We start from the raw sequence: 25783 nt of genomic DNA on the forward strand, positions 1-25783 counted from the left end.
AAGCCCAGCCCACGCGCTGGGCCGAGCCCGTAGAAGGGCGCCGTACTGTGCCCATCCTACCGAAACCTAAGGGACGCAACCATGCCGCTTGACGAAACCAACCAAGCCGAATTCGATGAACTGCACACGCAGATCCATGACGCAATCCACGCTGACCATGAGGTTCGTTGGATGCAGACAGTAGGCGGTTTCTCGGGGCGGCGCATGCCCGAGCAAGGCATGTTCGTGAAAACGGGACCGCATGGTGGATCGCTGCGCGGCTCTATCGGCTGGGTTGCCCAAGTGCGTCTGAAACAGGGCCAGTTCGGTTCAGACAACTACATTTTGTGTCACGCCGGCGACGGCGGGTGGTTGATGCAGCATTCAAACAACGTTTTCTATCCGCTCACGCCTGCGGAAGTTGATCTGGTCCGACCATTTTTTGCTGATCGTCTGCCAGAGAACGAAGATTTCAGTCATGGCTATACCCTTGGCAGCGAAGGAACTCGAGCCTTTGGCTTCCTGGTCGAACCGCCTGAGGGGTTTGAGACTCGCGGTGGCGAGGGTGCCCGGATGCGGATGACCACCATCGACGCCGATGGGAGCAAAACCGTTACTGACACTGTTTTCCTGTAGGAAGCCCATGCGATACGTACTCAGCGTTGTGCGCCACTACCTGGCCGGAAAACTCACCACCGAGCACGCCTTATATGCCCTTCGCGAACGACCTGTGGCCGTGGCCAGCAAAGGCAAAACTTGGGTCATCGACCCTGACTTCAAGGTGTGAGGATAACGTGAACATGCCGCGGGAAATGCCGCTACCGATGCGCCTGGCCTGTCTCTTGCCGACCAATATGGCACCGCGCACCGCAAAAATGGTGCGGTCCTATCGCCTGAAACTGTCGCTGGCGCAACTGGCCCCGAATAAATTCCACTTCGATTCCGAATACAGCCAGGCGATGGGCTATCTCAAGGCGATGGACGATGCGGAAATCATTGATTGGGACACATGGAAGGAGCTGCTGGACGAAGCTGTGGCTTTGCTTCGTAGTTGGCGAGCTCCGTCTCCCCCTGACGAATTAGAGGAAAAATCGCATGACCACCAGTAATCCCGTTCCGCCCTATATCGGCCGTGTGCCGCTGGTAGGGGGCTTTTATGCCGCCGGGTGCACCCTTTGCGGGTGGGTCGGCAGTTCTGAAGAGCTTACCGACGACTGCCAGTGCACGCGGAGTGTTGGTGACCGTTATTGTCTGGGCGATACCGACGAGATTGGTACCGAGCGTCTGCTGGCAATCATCCAGGCAATGGCTGAACTGAAGCAGGATGCTACTCGCTTCCGATTCATTGTCGACTGCCCGATCCGCGAAGCGGTTGCAATTAGCCGGAAAGCGAATGACCCGACGTTCGACCTGACTGCGGAGTGCGATCGTTTGATTGAGAAAACCGCGTTTACAAGCAGCAGTGCCTGACACCGGAAAGCCATGACGGCCTGTTACCTCAAGGTGATCCCGGGGCCAATGAAGATGGGCCGCGGACTTTGCTCGACCTGGTGAAAGGTTCTGCCGGCCAGCGTGCTCCAGAGTCGGAGATGCTTGTCGTGGTCGAAACGATGGCCCAGTTGGTCCCTGAATACCAGTTCCCCTGGAAGTAAACGGAAACCGCCGCTCAGTTGCAATCAAGCTGACGGAGCCTCACTCTTGCGCCGACAAGTCGGGCTACTCACCAGGTACACCCAAGACCCGCCCCAAGGGTTGTCCAGGGTGTTCTGGTGCTGACCCGCCACCCAGGCCAGCATGGGGTGAGCGCCACAACAGCCTCATGAAAAAATGCTGCCCCACGCGGAAGAATTTTTTCACCTCTCAGCGAGAACTCCTCCGTCACCACGGTCAATCCACAGCATCCTGGTAGGTCAGTTCGTCATTGTTCAGGAAGCGTTCCTTCTTGACATGGGCGTCCTGGATGGCCTGGGAGTTGTTCTGAATTGGCTTCCCACTGATCAGTGCCTCCATCGACGATAGGGCTAGGTCTGACTTGGTTCCTGTTGCCGGCCAAGCCGAGCAGCAGGAACCGGTGGTGGCCTGATCAGCCAGCGACTGCGCCGACTACCCAGTGGGGATCCCCCGCGGCTCAACCGGGGGGGCTGGCGCTGACATTCGGTACCGGGTCAGATGCGGACGGGGCAGGCTTGAGCTGGTACGGGGTCCGTCAACGGCACAACGGGCGTAGTGACCAGAGGCCGCCAACTGCAGCCTGCCCCGCTTCATCCACCAGTAGCCATTCCATCTCGCTGACGGACAAGGTACAGAACGTACGGCTGAGCTTGAGATGGTACTGCTCGGTACCGGGATGAACATGAACAGAGCGGCCCCAATCTGAGCCTTCACTTGCCCGAGAGTGACCGTCGTTGAGCCGGGGTCCACCCAGCACCTTCATCACAAGGCCGAGGTTGACCCGACGCCACTTAGGCAGAAGGGGGAATCATGTCCTATGCGGACGATGCGCCTCAGTTGACACCAGCTCACCTGTTCAACGCCACTCTGGAACCCTCCACGCCTCGACGTTGCTCAATGTTCGGTCGGCTTCACAGCCAGGCATGGTTGCGCTCAGCTTTGTACCGTTCGGCCAACGTAGCACCCCAGGTTCCAATCGCGTTGGTAGCCTGTCGCACCTGTTGCAACGCGGATTCTGCCATCGCCTTCTCTTGTCCTGTTCGGACGGTCGTTTTCGGGCGCTGCACTTTTATGGAGGCGTGCGCAGACTCTCCTTCAGCCGAAAGAAGAACCTTCTGGAGCAAGGGCAACGCAACCTGCCACTCTGGCCGTCACCGCAAAGGCTGGTGATGCTGGCCTGAACGCCGGCATTGTCGCTTTCTGACACTGGAGCTTTTCTGCTTGTGCCCGGGTTGTGCACCAAGCGCTCCGCCAGATCGGGCTCAATCCTGGTGCCATGTCCCTTGTGACTGGCCTGGCAAACTCGCCCTCAACGCGTCCGACATTCACTCGCAGCACTGCGTCCGCCAGACAGGCCATTGATGCCGCTTGCCAACGTCCAATTACGACCAGGGAGGGATGCGCTTAGTGACTACCTTTCTGACGCTTTCACCCGCTCGGGCTCTTACAAGCGGTCAAGCAGATGTGGACAGCACCAGGCGGCCTGCCACCTCGTGTGCCTATCATCTTGGGAGCGCAGAGAGCACCGAACCTCAGATCCGCTCCTGCGGAGCGGAGGCGGGGAGAATTAAACTGTCGCAACCAGCAGGTATGGCACGATGCAACGGTTCAGCCCGTCACGCCTGTGCAATCGCTGACCTGAGCGGGTAGATGAATTCATCCTTCCACCTACGCTCAGACATTACAGACTCAACCCAGCAATCCTTTCTGTACACTCTCCAGCACGATTTGACGGTAAGAACAGAACGCGCATCGACGGTGGTGGCGACTGGGACTGGGCACATCAACAGTGCCACCCCTTTGGGTAAACCCCGCGTCAGCGGTTCAGGCGTACTGGCGCAGGCCGGGCAGCTATAGCTGCGCTCCCATACCCGAATGCCAGTTTCCAAGCTTCCAAATCGCCCGTAGCGATGCCAGACCTTGGATGGCTGTCCAATTCCAACACCATATTTCTCGGCGCTAGCTTTCACGGAAGACATGCCCAGGTCGAAATATCTTTCCACGGCCCTCATTCTGGCTGTAGCTAGAAGCCCTTTGCCAACCTTGCTAGTACTAAAGCAGCTGATGAACATTGGTGCTGTCTCCCCAGAGATTCTGTTGAGAAGCAAAACGGAACCGAACGGGTAGAGCCACCTGCCCCCGCATGCACAGTTCACGAGTAATGCAACTGGCCTGGCAGGCGTTTTCTGATACTGCAACAAGTCATCGAAGAATGCTTGGCCACGACACACAGCGCTAGCTATAACGGCTGCATCCTGGGGCGTGTTTGCGACGAAGACGGGGTTGCTCCGTGCCAGATCTTCGGAGATTACGCCCGTCTGGCCGGCACTGCCGAATATCCATAGCGTAGGAACACCAGACCGATTGCGTTGCTCAGTACGCTCGTATGTCCGCTGCGCTGACTGAGTCGAAATCTGTACCTCTATTGCTAGGCGCGGAGCGAAGGCTGAGTCGCCAACAAGGATGTCAGCTCGCCAATCGTCTAAACCGTCTTCAAGCTCGGCTGGAATGCCTAGCTCGACCAGTGCTTTATAGATGGCCACCTTCATGGCGATGTGTTCTGGGCTTTCAGTGTTCGTATAGCCTTCTGGGCTCTCCCCAGGGAAATGGGAAAAGTACCTGGTGATGCCGCCATTCCATCTACGAGTTTTGGCCTGCGCAGGAAGTTTCGTATCCGGCATGAGCACCTGGCGGCATTTCGACAGCTTCACTACTTTCTTCCAGTCTTCATCGCTAAGCACAGACGCCACAGTGCGGCAGCCGTCCACTAAGCCCACGCATGCCAAGCCAACCTCCATGTCACAAAGACGCAGTTAAGATTCAGAGCGCCAGAATCTGTGCCTTAGCCACCTGAACCGTCTGTCAGAAGCGAAGCCTGGGACAGCCAGCCTGCGACAGATTTTAATACATCGCGACAGTTTTAATTCTCCAGAAACAGCGGCGGTGCTGCTGGGCGCAAGCAACGGACCATGACGGCAGGATTCGCCCGCTGTCCTTTTTGTGAGGCATGCGCGCGGGTTTGGCACCGGGAAATGGCGCACATCGCACTAGCCGGACTGAGTGCGTTGGGTGCCCTCTTCGACTGTGCACCGCTTACCGCCGGCCATGCCAAATCCAAGACCCCAGCCAAGCACACCATGTTCCAGGGGCTGCGCCCTTCCCTTTCCATTTTTCCGGCTGCGCCGGGCGGCCCGCAGGGCGGGCTTTCCCTTTCCATTTTTTCACTCGGCCCCTTCTAGCGCGTCAGCCTTGTCGACCACAGCTTCGCGTGTATGATGTTTACACATACTGTACATTTATACAGGTTAGCCATGCATACCATCTCAATCCTCGGCCGTATTCGGCTGGAGCCTGCAACCAATCCGCTGCCGCTTTTCAGTTCGCGACTGAGCTGCGGCTTTCCGAGCCCTGCAGAGGACCTCGTCGAGGAAATGTCTTCGCTGGATGACATCGCGGTTACCAACCCTCCCGCAACGTACCTGGTGCGCAGTGGTGGCGACTCGATGATCGATGCCGGCATATGGCCGGACGATGTGATCGTGGTCGACAGGTCCAAGAAAGCAGTCAATCGCTCAATCGTTGTCGCCATTCACGAGGGCGAGTTTGTATGTAAGCGCTTGGTCATTGCAGGTGAAGTTGTCCTGCTCTGTCCGGAGAATCCAAGTTACGCACCAATAGTAATTTCAGACAAAGAGGCGCTCATTGTCTGGGGGGTCTGCACGTTCAATCTTCACAGGCTTTGCCCGGTATGAACGGACGCCAGGCATTCATATTGTTCGATGCGAACAATTTCTATGTTTCTGCTGAGCGCGTGTGGCGTCCTGAACTTGAGAACAAGCCTGTTGTGGTCGCCGGATCCGGCGATGGCTGTGTTATATCTCGCTCAAATGAAGCCAAGGAACTTGGCATTAAAATGTCTGAACCTGTTCACCTCGTCCGTCAAGAACATTGGCGTTCCGGCGTAATTATTTGTTCAGCTAACTTTCCTTTATATGGTGATTTGTCGTCACGAATGATGAGATCGATTGCGACCCTCGCGCCGAGCATACTTACCTACTCAATTGATGAAGCCTTCGTTTTTGCCCATGGCATGTCTGACGAACAACTTCACCAGTTGACTATGCAGATTAGGGACCGCGTCCTCGCCTGGACCGGTCTTGCCACAGGCGCTGGAGTCGGCCCCACCCCTACCCTTGCAAAGCTAGGCTCGTACGGCGCTAAGCGCGTACTGAAGACTGGCTACTGCAACCTGATGTCGCCGATCGACCGAGATCAACTGCTGGCGCTCACTCCAGTCGGAGAGGTATGGGGAATCGGAGCAGCGACCGCCTCGCGGCTGACCGGTATGGGGGTGACCACAGCTGCTGAATTCGCCATGCTCCCCAAGCACATCGTCGAAAGGGAGTTCCCAATCACCGTACGCCGTACTCAACTGGAACTGAATGGCGTCTGCGCTGTGGACCTCAAGGGCAACGATGGCCCTCGAGAGATGATCAACGTGGGTCGAACCTTCGGTTCACGAATAGACACGCTGGATTCGCTCACAGCAGCACTGGTTGAGTTTGCTAGCCTGGCAGCCAGCAGACTAAGGAAGCAGGGGTCCGCAGCCTCAGCGATGAGGGTCTACGCCCGGACAAGTCCTTACGATAACAAGGATGCTCCGTACGCAAAGTCGATCACCGTCCCATTCTCTCAGCCAGCGTCTGATGTACGCATTTTCGCTAGGGCCGCTGCGCAAGCTGCGCGCACCATATTCAGGTCCGGGGTTCGTTTTTCTAAGGCGGGCGTTCTGCTTATGGGAGTTCAGCCAGCATCGGCAATGTCCCAGCAGGACCTGTTCGGTTACGACACGGGATTGCAGGATCGGTTGATGTCCACCTTGGACGAGATCAACTCCAGGTTTGGCCGCGGTACGGTGAAACTGGGGAGAACCATCGTTGCCGGTGGGTGGAAGCCCAGATCGGACAATCTGAGCCCTGCGTACTCATGTCGACTATCCGACCTCAAAGTCGTCTTCTGATCTGGGCCATCATTGGCTGCTCCGGCCCTACTGCTAGCAGCGCTGCTGCTAGTCCCTTTCCATTTTCCTCAGCCTTGGATTCAGCGTTCACTCTGCCTGGCGCTGTGAACCAGTTTCAGGTGCCGGGCCGCGACCTTGGTCTTTTCATCACTGCCCGCCCATACCGCCTGAAGATCCGTTGCAGCTCTAACCTGGTCCGGCGTCAGTGGGAGAAATCCGTTCTCCAAACAGTCGAGCGCTGATGACTGCCCTGACTTGTCCAGGTAGTCATAGGGGCTCTGCAGAAACTCCGACAGCGTAACGGTACACAGCTGGGCAAGCCTGGCCTTGCAGTAAATATCAGCCCAAAGGTCCAGCTCGACCTTGTCGATGGTGATATGTGTGTCGCGGGGAGTGGAAGTCATCATGAGCCCTGTCTGTGTGGGTTATGCAATCCACTCTATACGCCATCCACGATATGCAACCCATCCCTGATCGGAGGGTTGGCGTTTACGCGGCGCTGCAGATCCAGGAGCTGCTTTCGAGCCTTCATGTTGATTAGAAGGCTCTCACGGATAATCGCGAACTTCGGTTCGTAGGCGTGGAAGAGCTGCTGGATCCAGAAATCGGCATTTTTGACAACCGACGCCTCCCTGTAGCTATGGGCCTTTCCTTTGGGAATGGCAACGGACCACGCCTTCAAGCCTCCGCTGGTTTTCTGGAACGTCACACGCTTCCAAATGATCGACACTGATCCCGCCGTGTTCACCTTCACTTGAACCGTGCGGTACTGGATCTTCCCCTCTCGCTTGGCAGCCTCCAGGAACTCATCCCTTAACTGAAGGGCTTCGAGCTTGAGCTTCTCATGGACGATGTCGAGTTTCTTGATTACGTCGGAGTAGATCCCGCTGATCTCGCCGCGGACATCAGAACCACTGATCGGATCAATCATTACCCTATCCTTATAATAGGAATTTTGAAGTCTGGATTCCCCTACTAATCCGTGTAGTCGGAAATGGCAGAAAATCAGCAGTTTAAGACCTGGGAATCCTGGTTTTCAAGAAAAATGTAGGTTCCTCTTATAGGGGAATGTAGCTTTTTCGTGAACGCACCGTATCAAATCGCCAGATTTTTCTTGTATTCCTTTATATAGGAATCTAGCACTCAATATTTTTGCAATTCAGCTTCTGAGTAGTAGAGGCCTACATTCCCCTATAAGGAGAATTCAGCAAATTCCACGCCTATCAGCAAAATTGACCAATCTGTACGATTTTTAGCCAACTCGGGTGCGCGTTTCGCTGGTCTGAAATGAGGGGCAGATTGGGGGGTTGCATATTGGAAATCGATGGCAGGATTGAGATGAGAGGTGCGTTTCTCGACCGATTGTGCTCCTGCGAGACCTTCGGGGCATCGGTACAGACCACCTCACAATGAATCTCTTTTTTCGAAGCAGTTGCAATTGTTGACCGTTAGTCGACCGATTGAAGGCTGCTTGAATACCAACAGCAATCCCATACAAACGCTTAAGGAGCGAACATGGCCAGTAAAAGCAAACCAACCGGCGACTTCGTGGTAGGCCTGGACATCGGCTATTCGAACGTGAAAATTGCATTCGGTCATGCGGAGCAAGACCGGCCAACCCTGATCATCCGCCCAGCTCAGGCAGCCCCAGTGGCAAGCCTCAATGGCAACGTGGATCTGAAGGACGGTGAGCACTACGTGTTTCTGAATGACGAGCAATGGGTCGGATTCGTGAATCCAGGTCGCTCGGGGGTGAAGCGCGAGCTTCATGCGGACTATCCGTCCACCGACACCTACCGTGCCCTCTTCAACGCGTCTATCAGCGAAGTGTGTCAGGACGGCCAGACTGAGATCGACCACCTGATTACAGGCCTCCCGGTGAAGCAAGCCCGTGATGAGCGGCTGGTCGAGCGGCTCATCGCTCAGTTAACCGGTACTCACAAGGTCTCCCCCAAGCGAGAGATCACCGTGAAACGCGTCACGGTCCTGCCTCAACCTGTCGGCACCTTGAACTACATCTGCGCTACCTATGAGAACCCAGAGATCCTCGAGGAGTCGGTACTGCTGGTGCTCGACCCTGGGTTTTTCTCGGTTGACTGGGTTGTTTTCCGCCGGGGAGATATCGTTCGCGACTCTTCTGACTCGTCCATGGAAGCCATGAGCGCCCTTCTGGATGCCATCAACGCAGAGATCGCCAAAGACTACGGTGGCAATGGACCGGGCCGCGATAAGATTGAGATCGCATTGCAGAACGGCCGAAGCCAAGTTCTCCTTTTTGGCGAGCAGGTAGACCTTGCACCCTACATTGATCAGGCCTGCAGCATCGTGGCCCCTAAAGCCCTGCTGAACATGAAGCAGCAGATGCGCTTCCTGGATGGAGAGGCGATGGACTTCGTCCTTCTGGGCGGCGGCGGCGGGCAATGCTACATGCCAGCCGCGCAGCAGGTCTTCCCTCGGTCCAAAACACTCACCTCCGACCGCCCGGTCATTTCGAATGCGTTTGGGTACTGGCTGCATCACGGCTAAGGGAGATGACAAAAATGAGCGAGGTAGTGGAAGACGACACACTGAAAATGGTGGTCAAGCTGACTTCGGAATCGAAGATGCTTTACAACGATCTCGAAAGCATCTCAAAAATGCGGCGGGCCAGGCGTATCCTCTACCTCGCTCAGCTCGGCCTGATGTTTGAAAGAACGCTTGAAGAAAAAACGTCGACTGGCGCCGAAATCCCGGTAAAGCCATTGGTGCCCATGGCGCCTAGCGGGCCAGGGGAAGTAGGCTCTGACGAGCCATCGAAGGCAGCGGGTGAGCCGCCCCATGTAGAGTCAGCTGGGGCCCCTACCCTTCCGAAGATTGAGCTACCAGTTGAACGTGCACAGGTCGCCACGGAAAGCAAAAATGCCGGCGACCAGGTGGTTGACGCTACACCATTGGAGCAGTCCCATCCTCCTGCGAACGAGGTTCCATCTGCTGACACAGCCATAAACCCGCCTTTAAACCGCAGGAAGCCTGGTTTTAAACTTTAAACTCAATAGAAACAGAAAGCCCCTAACAAAGGGGCTTTTTTTATAGTGCGCTCAAGGACATCCGACAAACAACCTTGGCTATCACCCGGGTATCACTATTTTTTGGTAGCCCTGTTTCAGGGTCGATCGGAACTGTAGTGCCGAGGATGTTGGGATTTGTAGAGGTAAGAGCAAAACCAGTTATCACGGGTGAAACTTGCCTAAGAACAACCGATTCACGAATTGATATTAAGTAGACACCTTCGTGAAGCGTTTTCTGTGATATGTCAACCAAAATAATGTCATTTCTGGATATCACCGTTTTTAATGCATCTGTGTTTACCAAAACAGCCCTTGTGTTCTCTGGTGTTAAACCGTACTCCGATAATAACCTAAGGGGCATTGGTAGGGTTCGAAGAACGGACTCTACGACTATCGCAGGCGGCTCTTTCTTCAGCACGCCTTGGGTGAAGGCCAGCTGTTCCGGGCTCTGCACCAGCAAAGAGGCAGAGTCACCTGCCTTCGTAACGTCGGAGCCAGTGCCCAGGTACTCGACAGTCGTTTCCAATACTCGGGCCAACTGAACAAGCCGCTCACGAGTGCAAGAGGTACCTTTATAAAGCATGTTCTTGACTGTGGATTCAGATTCTTCCAGCAGCTGTGCCAGCTTTGTTGCTGAGATTTCCTGGGCCTTCATCAACTCACTCACACGAGTGACAAAGGCTTGATGGCTAGTCGCTTCAGCGGCGTACTGCATGTAGTGCGGTCCTCGGCAATTCCACCTTGGTTAAAATTCAAATGATCAAAACAACTCATTTATAGGTGTGTCAATTTACACCCTTTCAATGGTGTAAATCAAAACCGTGAAATCTGACCCTTTTAGGGTAAAATTTACTCATAGCAGTGTAGAATTTTGTAGTAGCACCTTGACGCCAAAATCACGTCAAAATGGTGGCACCATGCCACTTTTTAGCCGTTTATTACAAAAACAAGTCAAAATCCTGCCGCAAGTACCACCGTTCGTCTGAATATTCGCGCTTGTCTACACTGGTAGAGGGTCATATTATGGTGAACCATCTTGAAACATCCTGAACCATGGGTAGAATGCGCCCCGACGTTGGGCGTATTTATGCACTAGGATAGGGTCATATTTCGATGGATTGCACACCACGACTCACAAGGACGATAGGCGCTGGCATAGCCTTGCTGCCGCTGGTCGCAGGGGCCTTCAGTCTTGAAGGTACCGTCTGGGAGCAAGAATCGAGTCGAGCCTGCAAGGTTGACCCAAAGCTTCTGTATGCAATAGCTCTTGTCGAATCAAAAAAAATCTCCGGCCCCGTCGCCAGACCGAACCCTTACGCCTTGAACATCGACAACAAGGCCTATCACCCAACGACGCACACTAAGGCCGCAGATCTGCTCAACAGCGCCCTGACCAGGACGAAGTCCATAGCTGTCGGTGCCATGCAGGTGAGCATTCGCTGGAACGGTAATCGTGTCTCAAATCCCGAGGATCTCCTGGACCTCCGGACAAACGTACGCGTCGGCACACAGATACTGTGCGAATTCATCAAAGGCGGCAAAGGCGACGACCACAGCCTGGCTGTTGCGTTAGGCCGGTATCACACGCCGAACCCTGAACTGCAACACGTTGCACGTGACTATGGGGTAAATGTCCTCCGAGTATGGCGGCGCCTCATCGTTCTCGAGCAGGAGGGCTGACCGTGATGGACTCGTACGCACTGAACCTGGCGCTAAGGGTTGCTCAAGAATGGGCAATCAACAACGACCCTGCCTATGGCCGTTTCTTTGACTTAGCACCTGTCGACCGTCAATGGCTCATTCAGGCCTCTGAGAGCGACTTAACTGAGCTCTCGTCCCTGCCCTCCTCCATTCTTCTTGTAAAAATCGGCACCCTGAGTGACGACAATTGCACAGGCTTTAATACCCCCTCCCATGCGGTCTCGACGGTCAGTCAGCTGCTAGGGGCGATCTCAGATGATCTTCGGGTGAGAGGCCGGGTTGCAATGATTGACTGGGGAATCAGTTGCCCGGACAAAGCTAGCTGGCTTGCGCAGAGCAAGATGAAGGATCGCGTACGTCTAGCTGCGTTAGGGAAGGTTACCTTCGCTACACGTACGTCATTCTGCAAAATTATCGTTGGTGCTCCTGATAGCACAGTGCGAATTGCCAACCTGATGCGAATACTCTCAGGGGGGCGCCGGAGTGAATAAACAGCGTCAGGCACTACGCTTGCTCAAAGCTGGGCTCAGCCCAATCCTGGTCAACATTCAGACCGGACTTTCCACTGACCAAATCTTGATGCCGGCCGATTTGAAGGCACAAGTGGTCTGTGACCTGGGCGCCCAAAAGATCTCCACTCTGGACGACATTCTCGCAGCTCCGCACGGGGCTTCCGATGCAGCTGCTCTGCTGCTGCTTTACACGGCTAAAACAGGCCGTGCTGAGTTAGAGGTCGACATCGATAAGCTTGTCAGCGCGTACGAGGACTACCTCCGCGAATGCCGGCTTGTATCCCAATCTAGTGTCACCTCCCCTCTTTCACTGAACGACGCCTGGGTTCTCGCTCGAGAACTGCGAAGCTCAGATCAGATATCACTACTAAACAAAATCCTATCTAACGTCGTAAAGGGGCACTGAAATGGACGAAGCGCTTGCCGGTGTTTTGGTTAAAGCAGGATTCCGATCAGCAATCATTCGGCTTCACACCGGCCTGACTCGGAAGCAAGTGACAAGCCTGAGAAAGAAGCTAGGGGTTTGTGGCCCTTCAGAATCTGGCCCCTTGCCAAACGCAGAGAGCCTTCTTGTGAAACGTGCCGTCAGCTTGGAGGCATCCCTCTTCATGCTGGCCTATCTGATTACCGCCGTTAAACCGCGTGAAGCCATTGATATTCACGCAGTCATGGCAGCGCACACCCAGTACCTGGACAGCCACGCCAGCCTTAGGGGCGGGAACATGGACCTGGAGAACATCCTCGAGCTCGATGACGCTTGGCTGGTTGCACGTGACTACCGAAGCCAGGAAGTTACCATGCGCACATGTAACTCCTGCCACGTCGAATTTGTAGCCAGTATCAACCATCGGCGACACGCCTGCCCCCTGTGTGACGGGGTGCAGGTTCGCGACCCATTCCACTGTGATTTCGCCGACCGTCCAGTGTCCACTCGCAGTGTTGGTGAACTCCTGGAAGTATCCCAGAAAGTCAGCCAGTGGGAAAATTGGGGGTACTCGACCGAAGAGCTTCGGCATGAACTGTCCCTTTCAGTTCACGAGTTCACAGCTTGTAAAAAGATCCTATCCATCACCGAGGCCGACATCAGTCGCCTATGCGCCAAGTATTCGACTGGCGATCGATTGGTGAAGCACCTGATCAAAGCATCAACGACACAGGCCCGTACCTTGTTGGCAGCTTGAAATGCATACGCCTACAGATGAGCAGGCGGCATTTCAATTGGCTTCCGTGAGCCTGCTTGGGGCTCCTAGGGGGATTATCAAATCGACAGCCGGGGCCGGTTGCGGGAAAACAACTGCATTGAAGGGCGCAGTAAGCGACTGCAGTCGAGCCGGCGCAAGCCGGCTTCTGGTTTTGGCCTATAGCAAACCACTTATCACTGAGATGCAAGCCGCATTTGGTAGTTGCGCTATCGTTCGAACCTTCAACAGCATTGCGCTTGAGTCCGTCAGGGCCCACACAGATGTACGCTCAATCGGGCAGATTTATCCATCCCATGTAGTTCAAGCCTTTGATCTTAATAAGAAAAGGCTGCCCATCGACATTCAGTCCTTCGCGAAGATCATTATTGGAGTAGTGGGCAAGTACTGCTCGAGCGCTGATAGGACCTTAACAACAGCACATGTCCCATCCTGGGTGAGGGACCCCGTCGTAGCGGAACTCGGCATGCAGTATGCGACGGTCCTCTTCAACGCTCTACGGGTGACATCAAGAACAACGCTTCCCCTCCCCCATGACGTTTATCTGCCCTATTAAGTTTTAGTCACGTTTATGATCTGCAATAGAGCCCTCCTGGCTACTAGCTTCCCGGCCTGCCCACCATCTTTATCTTCTCAGTCCTGTGTCAGGTCAGAGCTTTTAGTTAGCTTTTGCTGATTTTGGCCAAATTTAGGGCCCAAAACTTAACTTTTGGATTTTGAGAATTAAAACTGTCGCAGAGGCCCCGCGAATCCGCGGCCTACGGCAGCAGGCCTTGTCGCGAAAAACCGTCCCGCTAGTCAGAACGCGAGAATCCAGCGAAGTCCTGGCAAAATAAAACTGTCTAGCCCGGTCTAATTTGTTGATTTTAATATTTTTCTACAAATCTTAAGCCGGTCTTCATCGCACCCGCCCCGACCTTCTGAGAACACCAGGTGAATGGCCGGGGCTTCGAGCCCAAACTCCACGGATATACCTCAGCCAGCACCCGCGTCCGAGTCCTCTGTCCCCAATCTTCCATCATCTTCGCAGTGTCATCAGAAATCAGACGACGCGTGTCCGGAATCCGTCGGCGGGAGCCGTTCAAGCTCTGCCGCCCTCCCAGCGAGGTCCCGAAGCGAGGCTGGTTTCTGTCGTTTTGACCTCTGAGCAAAAGCCATGATGAGTCAACGAGCTGCATTCGTGCAGGTGATCGCAGTAAAGCGGGTTGCGGCAGGATTGCACAAAGGTTTCTCCGCGGCTGGATGCAGCGCTGATCGGGGTCTGATTCATCGCATTTGCACCGACCATCCCCTTCACCAGCCTCCGCCTGAACTTACCCCGCGCTGAGAATTCATCTGCATATCGGGCTCGCAATAACTCAGCCCAGCGGCCATTTCAAGTGTAGGGAGACAGTCATGAGTGAGCCTGTGACGTACTTTTGGATTGCCCTGGCGGCAATTATCTTATTGGTGGACCTGTGGGCAATCGTCAGCGTGTTTCGCAGTGACAAAACAGATTCCACCAAGGCGATGTGGGCTTTGATACTGGTGGTGTTGCCCGTTGTTGGACTCGCGATTTGGGGAGTGGCTGGTCCCCGCGGGATAAAGCGTGGAACCGGTCCGACGTCGAAGGAGCACAGTAAAGGCTAGCTCCGCGCAAGCTTTGATATCGATCTCCGACAGTGGCTGATTCAGTTGAATGCATACCGGTCTCTCCCGAGGGAGATCGCTGAAGTATGGCTGATAGACCGTCTGTTCGAAGATAGAGAGCCGCGACTGCGCAAAAATCTGAGCGTCTTCAGCTGAAGGTTAACAAGCTCTCACGGTCCAAAGCTGATCAAGCCTCGTGGTGAAGCTCTGGCTCATCAAGTCTCGCTTCATGGCCCATTCAGGAGCCGTCGGCACGCTGGCTACCCGCAAGGTCCCCCGGCCCCACCTGCCGTTGATTTCATCTAGCACCGTCATCACCTTCTCCGCCACAACCGGTTGCGACTGCGCGAAGAGGTCATCGGTGAATTCGCCAGGCTGGCGGAGATCCATGAGCAGCACTTCGGCTTTGCTGTATTTGAACCCAGAGCGATAAAGCCGCTTGACCGCTTCAGTCGCCGCCTTTGTCATCAGCCGAACGTCGTTGGTTGGATAGGGCAGTTCAACCAGGGCGCCATTGGCATATTTGGCTTCTTCTGGGTTGAACATGCCGGTACGGATACTGACACGGATCCTTCTGCAGAATGAGTTCTGTGTTCTGAGCTTCTCCGCCGCCCGCTGGGTATAGGTGGCTACCGCTTCCTTGATCGGCGCAATGTCGGTCAGTCGGTTGCCGAACATGCGGCTGCAGCAGATTTCCTGCTTTACAGGGTCAGCCTCTTCCAGTTCTAGACAGGAAGTGCCGGCGAGCACGGGCAGTCTTCTCGATCACCACACTGAATCTCTGACGCAGGGTCCAGGGATCAGCTTTTGCAAGGTCCATGGCCGTCTTGATGCCCATCAGTTCCAGATGCGCCTTCATACGTTTGCCGACACCCCAGACTTCTGCCACGTCGGTATTGGTAGCGTCCAGTCGCGCTTGAACTCATCACATAGGTCGACTACGCCACCAGTCTTGTCGAGCAGACGCTTGGCCGTATGGTTGGCCAGCTTCGCGAGCGTTTTTGTCCGGGCAATCCCGACGCCGACCGGCAGACCGGTATGCTTGTAGATCGTGGCCCGTAGCTTCCGGCCAAAGGCCGTCAGGTCACCCTGTATCCTCGTCAGATCAGCGAAGGCTTCATCAATGTAAAGGAAAGTTTAGCGGGTATGGACATCGCCACAGGCCAGGCCGGGCCGGGCTTTTCTCGGACCTCACAATGTCCATAGGATGCGTCCGTTTTGTGAATGAAACCTTGTTGTGATGTCCATGGCAGGCATCCACAAACGCTCCGCGTTTTTTTTCCGGCTAGGGCTTGACCACACCCCTATTGCACATCCCACTCCGAATGAGATTTCATCCGCCAATCAAGGATGGAGATCTTCATGTACCTCGCTGAACTCACCATAAATAACTTCCGCAAGCTGCGTGACACAACACTGAAATTTCAGCCCGGGTTGAACGTTCTGGTCGGGCCCAACAACGTGGGAAAAAGCGCCGTTGTCGATGCGCTGCGGACGCTTCTGGCCGGGCATGAAGAGCCGTACCCACGTCTTGATATTGCCGATCGCCACCGCCCACTTGAGGGCGAACCAGGTGGTGACATCAGCTTCCATTTTGTTTTCAAAGATCTGAGCCACGATGACGAGGCAGACTTTATCGCGGCCCTGAAACCCTCAGATAACAACTCTATGGAAGCGCACATCCACGTCCTCTACACCGATGCCGATCAATCTGGTCGCTTCAGGGTTAAACGATGGTGCGGAGATCACCAGGACATTGCTCTTACTTCGGACATGATGGAGAACCTGCGTGGGGTCTATCTTCAGCCTCTGCGGGATGCCGCTCAGGGACTTCGTCCCAGCCGCAACAGCCAGCTGGCTCGATTGCTCCATCTACTGACCGATGACCAAGGCCGAGAGGCAATCAACACCGCGCTGAAAGAGCTAGATGACCAGTTGCAGCAGAATGACTCGATCAAAAGCACCCATGCCGCGATCTCAGCGCGCCACGGCGCCATGATGGGTGAGCAGTTGGCGCAAGTGCTTGCCGTGGGGCTCAGTGCAACAGATTTCCAGCGTCTTTCTGCTCGCCTTTCCATGACAGCGGAGTCAATGGAAATTGAGCAGAACGGCCTTGGTTTCAACAATCTGATCTTCATGGCCGTGGTGCTGAGCGAGCTGGCCAAAAACCCAGATGCTGCTTACCGTAGCTTGATTGTCGAGGAGCCAGAAGCGCATCTGCACCCCCAACTGCAGCGCGTGCTGTTGAGCTACCTGGCAGGCATTCCTACGAATGAAGGTGAAAAGCCTGTGCAATTGTTCGTCACCAGCCACTCGCCAAACTTCGCCAGCAATTCAAAGCTCCAGTCCCTGGTGTGCTTGGTCGAGAACGATGCAGGAGTAGAGACTTTCTTCCCTCGCGATGTCCAGTTTGAAAAGGGTAAGCGAGAGAAGCTCGAACGCTACCTGGACGTGACCCGGGCAGAGCTGTTTTTCTCCCGTCGCGTCATTTTCGTCGAAGGCGCCGCCGAGCTCATGCTGGTGGACGCTCTCGCAAAACGGCTGGGTTTCGATTTGAAAGATTACGGCATCAGCCTCATCAGCGTCGAGGGTCTTAACTTCGACTCATTCCTCCCACTGTTCGGTGAGAAAGGATTGCGTATACCTGTGTCTGTGGTCACAGATGCCGACCCGTTTGAAGAGGAAGAGGTAGCTGAATTAGCGGGAGCAGAACTGACAGACCCGGAGGTCGCGGAGGAGCTACTCGCAGAGGCGGCGTATCTTGAAGAGGCCGACGCACAGAACGAAGAAGAAATCGAAGAGCCTGCCGACTTGGAGGCCGATGATGGCCAGGGGAAGAAGAAAAAGGTCAAACGCAAGGCTGTCTATCCTGGGCTAGGCGAAGCCATTCAGGTATCGAGCAACACTTTGAAGATGAAGGCGTCAGAAGACCAGTATGTAAAAGTGCACCACGGCGTTAAGACCCTTGAGTATGACCTTGCTCTGTATGAGGAAAATCGAGACGCAATGCTGAAGGCATTGGCTGAGTTTCATCCGAATATCTCAAAGGCGCTGCGTAAAATCGTAGATGCTGAACCAGACAACACTGCGAAAGCGAAGGCGCTGTTCTGCGGTATGTTCGAGCGCAAGGACAGCCGTAGCAACGTTCAGAAAGGCCGTTTCGGTCAAGCGCTCGCCGAGCAGATTTCCCTGACACCTGGGTGCAAAGTTCCTGCGTATCTTGAGCAGGCGATCAAGCATGTTTGCCAAGGGGCGGGCAAACTATGAAATTGTCCGATGAGCAAAAGGCTGTGATCCACGCGCCATTACAGGCCATGGCCGTTACCGCTTGCGCCGGTAGCGGAAAAACTGCCACGGCAATCCGCAGACTCATCGCGATTCGGGAAAAGCTCGCAGATCACCGCGGACGGGTGTTGCTGCTGTCGTTTTCCAATGTCGCTGTGAACACCTTCAACAAAGGCTACGCGCAGCTCGCTTCAGGGCTGCCAGACGACGCCAATCGTAAGCGCGTAGAGGTGGACACATTGGATGGCTTCTTCACTCAGCATGTTCTACGTCCCCATGCCTCCCGATCCATGGGCGCCTCGCAAGCCGCTTATCTAGTGTCAGGATCAGAACCCTTCTTGAACAGCTTCCAGTACTGGAGGAATGAGCAGGAGAAGGAGCGCCCTATCCCTCTAAAAGATCTGCAAGTGAGAGTAGAAGCTGGAAAAGCAGTTTTTTTCATCGAAACTCATGCTGGCGTCGAAAAGCTTGACCGCGGGAAGGCCAGAGCGCTTATAGAGAAGCTAGGGCGTACTGGCGCGTATACCCATGAGTTGGGGCGCTATTGGGTCTATCGAACGTTGATTCAACAACCTGCAATTCTGCGAGCGCTCGTCGCTCGCTACCCCCAGATTCTGGTAGATGAATCGCAGGATCTGGGGTCGATGCATCAGGCGATCCTTGAGCAGTTGATCAATGCGGGCGCCCAGGTTTCGTTGATCGGTGACGTTAACCAAGGCATCTTCGCTTTCGCCGGCGCCGATGGCATGTTTTTGAAAACCTACGCCGACCGCCCGGGAGTACAAGATTACAATCTTACCCGCAACTACCGTTCCCTCCCTCCCATCATAGATATTGCCAACCGGCTTTGCGGCCGCAACGATGAGCCAGACAGGGAAGCTGACCAAGGCGGAGCTTTTTTTATTGGATACAAAGGCACCCGAATTCCCCATCTCATCACGGCGTTCAAGGCTCGCTTCAGTGAGTTGGGTATTGAGGCTTCAGATTCCGTCATTCTAAGCAGAGGAACTGATCGAGCCGCGAAGCTTTCAGGGAAGCCAGCGGCTCCAGGACAAGGTACGGTGAAGCTGTTCGCGGAGGCTTCACTTGCCCGTGACCAACGGGGTCGGTTAAGAGATGCTTTCCGCCTAGTGTGCAGCGCGGTGGTTAGCCTTATCGACGATGCTCCGCATGGCCTCAGCTCTGCGCTACAGGGTTCGCCCCACGAAGAGCGGCTGCTGATGCTCAGGCGATTATTGTGGGCATTTGTCCGAGATGCCGAGACCGGGCTTCCCTCCTCGTCGCTGCAAGCCAGCGCAGAGTGGCATCCGAAGCTATTGGGCAATCTGCGCTCACTGCTCGCAAAAATTGACCAACAGTTCTCGCTAAAAACGATTGCCACCTTTGGCAACATGATGGCCAAAAAGCGCTTGAATGACATCCCACTCATTGGCGCCAAAGCTGTTGAGCAGGAGCCACATGGCTTGAGGATTGAAACTGTTCACCAGGTTAAAGGCGAATCCATAGGAGCCGTGCTCTACGTCGCGACCAAAGCCAACATCCGCGCAATGCTGGGCGGCACAGGGACGGAGGACGGCCGCATCGGCTATGTGGCACTGACGAGGGCGAAAAACCTTTTCTGGCTCGCCGTTCCAGACAGTTGCTTAGGCGAAGTACGAGAAGACCTCATCAAGGCTGGCTTCACAGAGGTGCCAGCCGGTAAGGCGGAGAAACGCGTCAAAACAGCCCTCAAGGTCGAGTGAAACCCGTTTCTCACAGTGGCACGGCGGGCTCAACCCACTCAGCTCAGGTAGCTGGAATTACAGCCCACTGTCGGAACCTACTGTAGCCGGTGACTTCGTCGTGTTACGCTGCCTAGCAAGAATAGCCCCCACGCCTCGGGCAGATCGCTGAATCTGTACTGCGCACCAGGGGTTAGTTTCTTCAGGGATTCCGCTTCTCCCGCCTTTAAGATCATGACCCTTTCAGACCTCACCTGTGATTACTGCGTGGATCCATCAATAAAGATCCTGCTCAGGTTCCGGGTTCAAGTGTTTCTCCAGAAATTCTAGCTTCGCAAGAAGTTCGTCAAAAGTGACGATATCCACGTCCTTGCAGGCGTTGCGGAACACCTCAAAACTGCGCAGTTGAATCGGATCGGTTGGCAAGGTCCCTGCAACGACCACGCATTTAATGACATCGGCACCTGATTGTTGCAATCCCGGAGTGTCGTGCCGATGGTGCGCCCAACGTTGCTTGAGCTCATTTTGCTGGAACAGGACTTGGGTCATCGCTCCAGAGAGATCAGAGGTCGGTCCGAATACTTCCTGTCCACGGTAGGCCTTGGCTCTCAACAAGATCGTTTCCGGAGTCTTGATTTCCACTATAGCCAGCGCCTGACCACGCTCTTTAAATAGGAAGTCACCGATCTGAGCACCCGAGCCGGTTAAGGTAGATCCCTTGGCATGGAATTGCGTATGTGCCAGCTCAACAGGGCGTGCAAATGCCATGCTCAGGACAAACTTGTTCATTTCAAAGAACATCTGCCACGCGGGCTCGGTAAGTTTGCCCGCGAGCTTCTCACGGAAAGCCTCGATCATCTTGGCGAGGGTCACTCGCTCGATCTCAGCATGCAGCAACATCAGCTCCCTAGGGGCCTCGGTCACCAACTCATCGAGTTGCCTGCGAACGGTCTGCACATTGGATCTACGTTCGATACGCGCCCGGTTTGCAGCTTGCCTTGAACCCTCACGTCGAACTTCGACTAAGGGAGTTGTCACCCTTACAATGCGTGGAAATTGCTCGGGGTCAATCCGGTTTAGCACACCATCGTGCACGAGACTTTGCTGACTGTGGCGAATTAGCTTACGGCCGTTCGTTCTCACCCTATTAAAACCCCGACGCAGCTTGTCGAGTTCCTCTTCACCTACGGAAATTACTCTGTCGTCCGCGTACTGATCCGGATTTCGGCTAACGATTAGGGTCGTTGCATTAGGAATTCGCGAGAGACCTCGCCACACCTGATCGAGATCACCGTGCAAACCCAGGCCGCGATCCGGTGAGTCAAAGACTTTCCAAGGTAGTTGCCTCTCAATGAGGCTCGTCGCTTTCGCGGCATCATTCGGCAATTCGGTGCCGACTTCAGCCATATAAATGACTGACGTAAACCGACCATTCTTTGGCGACAGGTAGCGCTGTGCATGTGGGTTTACATGGATAGGCCGCATGAGGATCTGGTTGGGAGTAATGGAAGCAAGGAGTGGCCATTCGCTCTCAGGTCTTGCATGCCAAATCCGAGCGTCTGCGTCCGTAAGCTCGTATGTCCGGAGATACAGTTTGCGCGCTGGCGCTTCCGGCTCTGTCACGATCTCCAAGCGAAAAAACGCATCCAACACGTCCTGATCAGTGAATGTCTGTAACGGTGCTGCGTTTCCACCAGATCCTTTAGCCATGTAGCTATCCTTCGTTGGAATAGTAGGGATGTTCCATCCTATTTCAGAATCATACTGGCACCCAATCAGACTCTTAGAAATAATCTTCCTCATCTGGAAAGATAGCCTCATCAATGGATCGAGGGGTTTGTCGAGATGAAAACTCATGCAGAGCGCTTGTGGGATGTGGTCATCATTGGCAGAAGACAAGCGGCCTTGGCAACGCCAGGCCTCGTGAGATGAAAAGCCTGGCCATTTTTTGTGAAATGAAGGGGTGCTTTTCACGGAAAAGCCGAGAAAATCTTAATCACCTCTCACAAAAGTTGACTGGCATAGTAAGGGCAAGTGTGTTCTCCCTTCACGACCGACGCGTGCCTTTTCGGTAAGTGGTGAGGAGTAGTCGCAGCGATCCTTTTGCTCCCAGTTTGGCGACCATGGGTTCAGAATCCGACCGGCAATGCCCGCCGTCACTACTTCAGAGGAACCAGCTTCCTCTGCTGCCAAAATTGCGGGGGCTCATGCTGGTACCCAGGCCCGATAAATGCTCAGTTGCAGCCCTCAACTGCAAGACTAACCAAGGCGGCATGCGTGTCAATCAAGATCTGATGCATGGCAGTGGCCGGCCTCACAAAGGTTACACTGGTGATTCAGAATGACTAAACCGGCTCCGTTGACACCAACCTCCACAGAGGCCGCTGTCGACCCAAAGCGGCCGGTGGCGAATAGCGGTCCCCGACTCTTTGGCAGCTTGATCCGCTCGTTGAATTACTTGCTGCTATGTATGAATTAGGAGAATGTTCGTCAAGGTGAGGACTGACGAAAGACTGACGTTCTCGACGACATATGCGCTTGCACGCCCATCACGGGTTATTTTTCGTCTAATTCTGATAAACGCTCGTTGTGCGCCTTCTCAAATCTAAAACCCGGTTAGATGTCGGATAAAGTACTACTTAAATTATAAATTCAAGTCTAGAGTGTTTTGCCAAAATGCATATGCACGAGGTCGTTATGTAGATGAAATGGAATCGGATTGTTTATTTAAATATCCGCCTGGCAAGCAATAAGGGCTCGATCGATTATTTAATTAATTGGACGCTGTAGGAGCATGTGTAAATGAGCGACGAACTCGCATGGGCTATGGTGAGAAATGTTGATTTCCATTCCCCAGGCGAGTCTATGACCCGAGCATTGGCTTGGGGGGTTGGGCGTGCAAGGCGTCTAGCCTCTGACGAACGTCCTGTGCTGAAACAAGTGGCCTAGAAGTTCAGCCTAGATCAAAGTGGTCGTTGGCTTGTAATGCTGCCGACCACTTCCATGAGCAGACTGTCGCGACAGAATGTCATGCCTTCTGATGCACCTGCTGCCAGGCGCATCACTCAAGCGATCCTAAATCTGATGGCTGTAGAACAAGGCGAATGACTCGATGCCATCGTTCGGCTGCTTGATTCCGGCGTTGGAATAATGAACCGCCCGTATCCCTACACGCTGCTCATCACCGATTTTCAAACCTACCCCAATTCGGTCTTCGAAGTTAAAGGCTGAGCCAAGATTCTGGTCACCGACCTTTGTGCTGGAAAAGACCGCTACGCCAATGCCTGCCTCGATGAAGGGTTTGATTTTTCCTCCGGCGAACTCGTAAACGAATACTGGTGAGAAGGACAGCGAATGAGCGCCGCCTGCCGCATCGCCCGCCTCCCAATAGGTGTAGCCGGCATCCCAGTATCCCGTCAGCCTGCCGGTCTCGGATTGAAGCCAGCTGTTGCCCCACCCCACTCCCATGCCGACCCTGGCTGTAAGGCCACCCTGGCTTGTTGCTCCCAAGGAGCCAGATAGCTCAGCTGCAGAGGCAGCACAGGCTGCCATTGTGAGAAGAGCTCCGATAAATAAGTGCTTCATGCAGGTAGTCCACGGTAGTTATGGTTAGCAACCGATCTGAATCAAAGTGATATCAGGTCGTTCCACTACATGAGCGAATTACCGCGGCTTTGGCCGCTTTGCCACAGTGATAGGTCGGAACCACCTATGCACCACTCGGCTAGGACAGTCATCACCATGCCCGACCCAATCGCTGGTTCGGTTTGATCAGAAGGATGTGCGAGCCCGACACGGACCGGCACATCAATGCGGAATCAGGCGGCTCGCTGCTCGCCCTTGAGCATTTTCTTATGTGTCTCCATGGCTCGGCCCAGTTCCTCAAGGGCGTCTTTACCCAACAGCTTCTTGGCGGTCGGGAAGAGCTCGCTCTCTTCCTCCTCGATATGGTGCTCCAGCAACTCTTTCATGACCTTTACTCGGCCTGCGAACTCGACGGCTCCGGTTCCGGTATGCAGCAGATCAGGGAGCACCAGGGAGTCAACGGTTCTATGCTCCTCCTTGGCCTCGTAGTACATCTTCGCTTCTTCTCTGCCACCTGCTTGCTTGATGGCCGGGTACAAAATCTCTTCCTCAAGCGCCGTATGGATCTGCAGCTCATGCTCGATGCGATGAAGTAAATCAGCGCGTTTCTTCATAGCGCGCTCCGTGGTGTTAGAGAGATCTTCGAGCAGCTTCTTCACCAATTTGTGGTCTTGAATCAGTAGGTCAATTGCATTCATTGAATCACCTCATCACAGGCTAAACACAGGTTCTTGCCTATGGTTGAGTTGCTCTCTATCAGCTGGGTTCCACTCCTTTGATGGTTGGCAAAGCCCATGACGAGGCCAACGAACTGCATTCGCGAGGGGATCGCAGCAAAGCGCGTTGCAGCAGGACTACGCAAAGGTTTTTCACGCCGCTGAGTACGACGCCGGCCGGGCCTGACTCATAGGATCTGCACCGATCATCCCCTTCATTGGCCTTCGCGTGAACTTACCCCGCGCTGAGAATTCATCTGCATATGAGGGTCGCAATCGCTCAGCCAGGCGGCCATTTCAAGCGTAGGGAGAGATGCAATGAGTGAGCCTGTGACGTACTTTTGGATTGCTCTGACGGCAATCATCTTATTAGTGGACCTGTGGGCAATCGTCAGCGTGTTTCGCAGTGACAAGACAGACTCCACCAAGGCGATGTGGGCTTTGATACTGGTGGTGTTGCCCGTTGTTGGGCTCGCGATTTGGGGAGTGGCTGGTCCCCGCGGGATAAAGCGTGGAACCGGGCCGACGTCGAAGGAGCACAGTAAAGGTTAGCCCCACGCAGGTTGTGAAATCGATGCGGATTCGGCTCCGGGGCAATAGATTGAATGCAGGTCGTTCTATCAGTGCCTGGTCGGTTGGACAGCTCCAAGCACGCCGGACTGGTACTCTGATATCGCTTGGAAAAGGCTTTCAGCCTCAAGCCGCAGGCGTTCGATATTCTCTGCTGAAGATCCAGTAGATTTGGCTTCGTGATACCGACGTAGGGCTTCTATCGCCTTTTTGGTCAAAGGCTCCAAGGAAACCATTGCCTCGCTGAGTGATTCCTTCATGGATATCCATCTCCGACAGTGGCAGATTCAGTTGAAAGCATACCGGTCTCTCCCAAGAGAGATCGCTGAAGTATGGCTGATAGACCGTCTGTTCGAAGATAGAGATCCGCGACTGCGCAAAAATCTGAGCGTCTTCAGCTGAAGGTTAACAAGCTCTCACGGTCCAAAGCTGATCAAGCCTCGTGGTGAAGCTCTGGCTCATTAAGTCTCGCCTCATGGCCCATTCAGGAGCCGTCGGCACGCTGGCTACCCGCAAGGTCCCCCGGCCCCACCTGCCGTTGATTTCATCTAGCACCGTCATCACCTTCTCCGCCACAACCGGTTGCGACTGCGCGAAGAGGTCATCGGTGAATTCGCCAGGCTGGCGGAGATCCATGAGCAGCACTTCGGCTTTGCTGTATTTGAACCCAGAGCGATAAAGCCGCTTGACCGCTTCAGTCGCCGCCTTTGTCATCAGCCGAACGTCGTTGGTTGGATAGGGCAGTTCAACCAGGGCGCCATTGGCATATTTGGCTTCTTCTGGGTTGAACATGCCGGTACGGATACTGACACGGATCCTTTTGCAGAATGAGTTCTGTGTTCTGAGCTTCTCCGCCGCCCGCTGGGTATAGGTGGCTACCGCTTCCTTGATCGGCGCAATGTCGGTCAGTCGGTTGCCGAACATGCGGCTGCAGCAGATTTCCTGCTTTCCAGGGTCAGCCTCTTCCAGTTCTAGACAGGAAGTGCCGGCGAGCTCACGGGCAGTCTTCTCGATCACCACACTGAATCTCTGACGCAGGGTCCAGGGATCAGCTTTTGCAAGGTCCATGGCCGTCTTGATGCCCATCAGTTCCAGATGCGCCTTCATACGTTTGCCGACACCCCAGACTTCTGCCACGTCGGTATTGC

Annotated in this window: 25 protein-coding genes and 1 pseudogene; 16 read left to right on the forward strand and 10 right to left on the reverse strand. The window is 54.6% G+C overall.

Going from position 1 to position 25783, the window contains the following annotated elements; translation table 11 throughout:
* Positions 1-81: 81 nt before the first annotated feature.
* Genes CKW37_RS21980 through CKW37_RS33005 form a run of 4 tightly spaced genes read left to right on the forward strand, consistent with a single transcriptional unit; the run spans position 82 to position 1449 of the window.
* Complete coding sequence (locus CKW37_RS21980; RefSeq protein WP_095158363.1) at positions 82-615, forward strand: hypothetical protein; 534 nt, start codon at positions 82-84, stop codon at positions 613-615.
* Between the two features lie 7 nt (positions 616-622).
* On the forward strand, positions 623-766 hold the full coding sequence (locus tag CKW37_RS33000; RefSeq protein ID WP_177454464.1) for a hypothetical protein: 144 nt from the start codon (positions 623-625) through the stop codon (positions 764-766).
* A gap of 7 nt (positions 767-773) precedes the next feature.
* Positions 774-1088 (forward strand): hypothetical protein, encoded by a 315-nt coding sequence (locus CKW37_RS21985; RefSeq protein ID WP_143502103.1) that lies wholly within the window; start codon positions 774-776, stop codon positions 1086-1088.
* Positions 1075-1449 carry a hypothetical protein gene (locus CKW37_RS33005; protein WP_177454465.1) on the forward strand — a complete coding sequence of 125 codons (375 nt, stop codon included), beginning with the start codon at positions 1075-1077 and terminating at the stop codon, positions 1447-1449. The genes CKW37_RS21985 and CKW37_RS33005 overlap by 14 nt, the downstream gene beginning before the upstream one ends.
* 1817 nt (positions 1450-3266) lie before the next feature.
* On the opposite strand, the gene CKW37_RS21995 is transcribed toward CKW37_RS33005, so the two are convergent.
* A complete protein-coding gene (locus CKW37_RS21995) occupies positions 3267-4361 on the reverse strand; it encodes a competence protein CoiA family protein (RefSeq protein WP_095158396.1) in 1095 nt (364 codons plus the stop codon).
* Between the two features lie 600 nt (positions 4362-4961).
* Between CKW37_RS21995 and CKW37_RS22000 the strand changes: the two genes are divergently transcribed.
* Complete coding sequence (locus CKW37_RS22000) at positions 4962-5402, forward strand: LexA family transcriptional regulator (protein ID WP_095158365.1); 441 nt, start codon at positions 4962-4964, stop codon at positions 5400-5402.
* On the forward strand, positions 5399-6670 hold the full coding sequence (locus CKW37_RS22005) for a Y-family DNA polymerase (protein ID WP_095158366.1): 1272 nt from the start codon (positions 5399-5401) through the stop codon (positions 6668-6670). The genes CKW37_RS22000 and CKW37_RS22005 overlap by 4 nt, the downstream gene beginning before the upstream one ends.
* An 80-nt stretch (positions 6671-6750) precedes the next feature.
* Here the strand turns inward: CKW37_RS22005 and CKW37_RS22010 are convergent, their stop codons facing one another.
* Positions 6751-7077 carry a hypothetical protein gene (locus CKW37_RS22010; protein WP_095158367.1) on the reverse strand — a complete coding sequence of 109 codons (327 nt, stop codon included), beginning with the start codon at positions 7075-7077 and terminating at the stop codon, positions 6751-6753.
* Positions 7078-7109: 32 nt separating this feature from the next.
* Entirely contained in the window at positions 7110-7601 is a 492-nt protein-coding gene (mobI, locus tag CKW37_RS22015) for a conjugative transfer protein MobI(A/C) (protein WP_095158368.1), read from the reverse strand.
* 584 nt (positions 7602-8185) lie between these two features.
* Here mobI and CKW37_RS22020 point away from each other — a divergent pair.
* Together CKW37_RS22020 and CKW37_RS22025 are read left to right on the forward strand one after the other, a co-directional pair.
* Positions 8186-9196, forward strand: coding sequence for a ParM/StbA family protein (locus CKW37_RS22020; protein WP_095158369.1), 1011 nt, complete (start codon positions 8186-8188; stop codon positions 9194-9196).
* Between the two features lie 14 nt (positions 9197-9210).
* Positions 9211-9696, forward strand: coding sequence for a hypothetical protein (locus tag CKW37_RS22025; protein WP_095158370.1), 486 nt, complete (start codon positions 9211-9213; stop codon positions 9694-9696).
* Positions 9697-9736: 40 nt separating this feature from the next.
* On the opposite strand, the gene CKW37_RS22030 is transcribed toward CKW37_RS22025, so the two are convergent.
* Positions 9737-10432 (reverse strand): S24 family peptidase, encoded by a 696-nt coding sequence (locus tag CKW37_RS22030; RefSeq protein WP_095158371.1) that lies wholly within the window; start codon positions 10430-10432, stop codon positions 9737-9739.
* 446 nt (positions 10433-10878) lie between these two features.
* Between CKW37_RS22030 and CKW37_RS22035 the strand changes: the two genes are divergently transcribed.
* From CKW37_RS22035 to CKW37_RS22060, 5 genes are all read left to right on the forward strand, one after another.
* Positions 10879-11397 carry a transglycosylase SLT domain-containing protein gene (locus tag CKW37_RS22035; RefSeq protein ID WP_256587830.1) on the forward strand — a complete coding sequence of 173 codons (519 nt, stop codon included), beginning with the start codon at positions 10879-10881 and terminating at the stop codon, positions 11395-11397.
* A gap of 2 nt (positions 11398-11399) precedes the next feature.
* A complete protein-coding gene (locus CKW37_RS22040) occupies positions 11400-11909 on the forward strand; it encodes a hypothetical protein (protein WP_095158373.1) in 510 nt (169 codons plus the stop codon).
* Positions 11902-12336, forward strand: a complete 435-nt coding sequence (locus CKW37_RS22045) for a hypothetical protein (protein WP_143502104.1) — start codon at positions 11902-11904, stop codon at positions 12334-12336. Before CKW37_RS22040 ends, CKW37_RS22045 begins: the two co-directional genes overlap by 8 nt.
* Before the next feature lies 1 nt (position 12337).
* The gene (locus CKW37_RS22050; RefSeq protein WP_095158375.1) at positions 12338-13111 is read left to right on the forward strand and encodes a FlhC family transcriptional regulator; all 774 of its coding nucleotides are present in this window, start codon (positions 12338-12340) and stop codon (positions 13109-13111) included.
* Positions 13112-14524: 1413 nt separating this feature from the next.
* A complete protein-coding gene (locus CKW37_RS22060; RefSeq protein WP_095158376.1) occupies positions 14525-14758 on the forward strand; it encodes a PLD nuclease N-terminal domain-containing protein in 234 nt (77 codons plus the stop codon).
* Positions 14759-14917: 159 nt separating this feature from the next.
* Here CKW37_RS22060 and CKW37_RS22065 read toward each other — a convergent pair.
* Positions 14918-15883 (reverse strand): annotated as a pseudogene (locus CKW37_RS22065) (DUF4113 domain-containing protein); the annotation flags it as partial.
* Between the two features lie 237 nt (positions 15884-16120).
* Between CKW37_RS22065 and CKW37_RS22070 the strand changes: the two are divergent.
* Together CKW37_RS22070 and CKW37_RS22075 are read left to right on the forward strand one after the other, a co-directional pair.
* Positions 16121-18025 (forward strand): ATP-dependent endonuclease, encoded by a 1905-nt coding sequence (locus CKW37_RS22070; RefSeq protein ID WP_095158397.1) that lies wholly within the window; start codon positions 16121-16123, stop codon positions 18023-18025.
* Positions 18022-19785 (forward strand): UvrD-helicase domain-containing protein, encoded by a 1764-nt coding sequence (locus CKW37_RS22075; protein ID WP_095158377.1) that lies wholly within the window; start codon positions 18022-18024, stop codon positions 19783-19785. Before CKW37_RS22070 ends, CKW37_RS22075 begins: the two co-directional genes overlap by 4 nt.
* A gap of 255 nt (positions 19786-20040) precedes the next feature.
* Here CKW37_RS22075 and CKW37_RS22080 read toward each other — a convergent pair whose 3' ends face one another.
* The 3 genes from CKW37_RS22080 to CKW37_RS22090 all read right to left on the reverse strand — a co-directional run bounded on the left by CKW37_RS22080 (position 20041) and on the right by CKW37_RS22090 (position 24047).
* Positions 20041-21621 carry a Shedu immune nuclease family protein gene (locus CKW37_RS22080; protein WP_095158378.1) on the reverse strand — a complete coding sequence of 527 codons (1581 nt, stop codon included), beginning with the start codon at positions 21619-21621 and terminating at the stop codon, positions 20041-20043.
* A 1218-nt stretch (positions 21622-22839) separates the two neighbouring features.
* Positions 22840-23349, reverse strand: coding sequence for an acyloxyacyl hydrolase (locus CKW37_RS22085; RefSeq protein WP_095158379.1), 510 nt, complete (start codon positions 23347-23349; stop codon positions 22840-22842).
* Between the two features lie 233 nt (positions 23350-23582).
* Positions 23583-24047: a hemerythrin domain-containing protein gene (locus CKW37_RS22090; protein WP_095158380.1), complete on the reverse strand. Its 465-nt coding sequence runs from the start codon at positions 24045-24047 to the stop codon at positions 23583-23585.
* A 336-nt stretch (positions 24048-24383) separates the two neighbouring features.
* On the opposite strand from CKW37_RS22090, the gene CKW37_RS22095 reads away from it, so the two are divergent.
* Entirely contained in the window at positions 24384-24617 is a 234-nt protein-coding gene (locus CKW37_RS22095) for a PLD nuclease N-terminal domain-containing protein (protein ID WP_095158381.1), read from the forward strand.
* 68 nt (positions 24618-24685) lie between these two features.
* Here the strand turns inward: CKW37_RS22095 and CKW37_RS22100 are convergent, their stop codons facing one another.
* Positions 24686-24871, reverse strand: a complete 186-nt coding sequence (locus tag CKW37_RS22100) for a hypothetical protein (protein WP_095158398.1) — start codon at positions 24869-24871, stop codon at positions 24686-24688.
* A 169-nt stretch (positions 24872-25040) separates the two neighbouring features.
* Positions 25041-25783 (reverse strand): DUF4113 domain-containing protein (locus CKW37_RS22105; RefSeq protein ID WP_143502107.1); only part of this gene is annotated, 743 nt, incomplete at its 5' end.

The organism is Pseudomonas sp. Irchel 3E13 (assembly GCF_900187455.1).
In the GTDB taxonomy this organism is placed as follows: Bacteria; Pseudomonadota; Gammaproteobacteria; order Pseudomonadales; family Pseudomonadaceae; genus Aquipseudomonas.

Bases quoted from the DNA above. Each gene is read 5' to 3' on its own strand.
- CKW37_RS21980 (WP_095158363.1), top strand. From the start codon at position 82: ATGCCGCTTGACGAAACCAACCAAGCCGAATTCGATGAACTGCACACG.
- CKW37_RS33000 (WP_177454464.1), top strand. From the start codon at position 623: ATGCGATACGTACTCAGCGTTGTGCGCCACTACCTGGCCGGAAAACTC.
- CKW37_RS33005 (WP_177454465.1), top strand. From the start codon at position 1,075: ATGACCACCAGTAATCCCGTTCCGCCCTATATCGGCCGTGTGCCGCTG.
- CKW37_RS22000 (WP_095158365.1), top strand. From the start codon at position 4,962: ATGCATACCATCTCAATCCTCGGCCGTATTCGGCTGGAGCCTGCAACC.
- CKW37_RS22005 (WP_095158366.1), top strand. From the start codon at position 5,399: ATGAACGGACGCCAGGCATTCATATTGTTCGATGCGAACAATTTCTAT.
- CKW37_RS22010 (WP_095158367.1), bottom strand. From the start codon at position 7,077: ATGATGACTTCCACTCCCCGCGACACACATATCACCATCGACAAGGTC.
- mobI (WP_095158368.1), bottom strand. From the start codon at position 7,601: ATGATTGATCCGATCAGTGGTTCTGATGTCCGCGGCGAGATCAGCGGG.
- CKW37_RS22020 (WP_095158369.1), top strand. From the start codon at position 8,186: ATGGCCAGTAAAAGCAAACCAACCGGCGACTTCGTGGTAGGCCTGGAC.
- CKW37_RS22025 (WP_095158370.1), top strand. From the start codon at position 9,211: ATGAGCGAGGTAGTGGAAGACGACACACTGAAAATGGTGGTCAAGCTG.
- CKW37_RS22030 (WP_095158371.1), bottom strand. From the start codon at position 10,432: ATGCAGTACGCCGCTGAAGCGACTAGCCATCAAGCCTTTGTCACTCGT.
- CKW37_RS22050 (WP_095158375.1), top strand. From the start codon at position 12,338: ATGGACGAAGCGCTTGCCGGTGTTTTGGTTAAAGCAGGATTCCGATCA.
- CKW37_RS22060 (WP_095158376.1), top strand. From the start codon at position 14,525: ATGAGTGAGCCTGTGACGTACTTTTGGATTGCCCTGGCGGCAATTATC.
- CKW37_RS22070 (WP_095158397.1), top strand. From the start codon at position 16,121: ATGTACCTCGCTGAACTCACCATAAATAACTTCCGCAAGCTGCGTGAC.
- CKW37_RS22075 (WP_095158377.1), top strand. From the start codon at position 18,022: ATGAAATTGTCCGATGAGCAAAAGGCTGTGATCCACGCGCCATTACAG.
- CKW37_RS22080 (WP_095158378.1), bottom strand. From the start codon at position 21,621: ATGAGTTTTCATCTCGACAAACCCCTCGATCCATTGATGAGGCTATCT.
- CKW37_RS22085 (WP_095158379.1), bottom strand. From the start codon at position 23,349: ATGAAGCACTTATTTATCGGAGCTCTTCTCACAATGGCAGCCTGTGCT.
- CKW37_RS22090 (WP_095158380.1), bottom strand. From the start codon at position 24,047: ATGAATGCAATTGACCTACTGATTCAAGACCACAAATTGGTGAAGAAG.
- CKW37_RS22095 (WP_095158381.1), top strand. From the start codon at position 24,384: ATGAGTGAGCCTGTGACGTACTTTTGGATTGCTCTGACGGCAATCATC.
- CKW37_RS22100 (WP_095158398.1), bottom strand. From the start codon at position 24,871: ATGGTTTCCTTGGAGCCTTTGACCAAAAAGGCGATAGAAGCCCTACGT.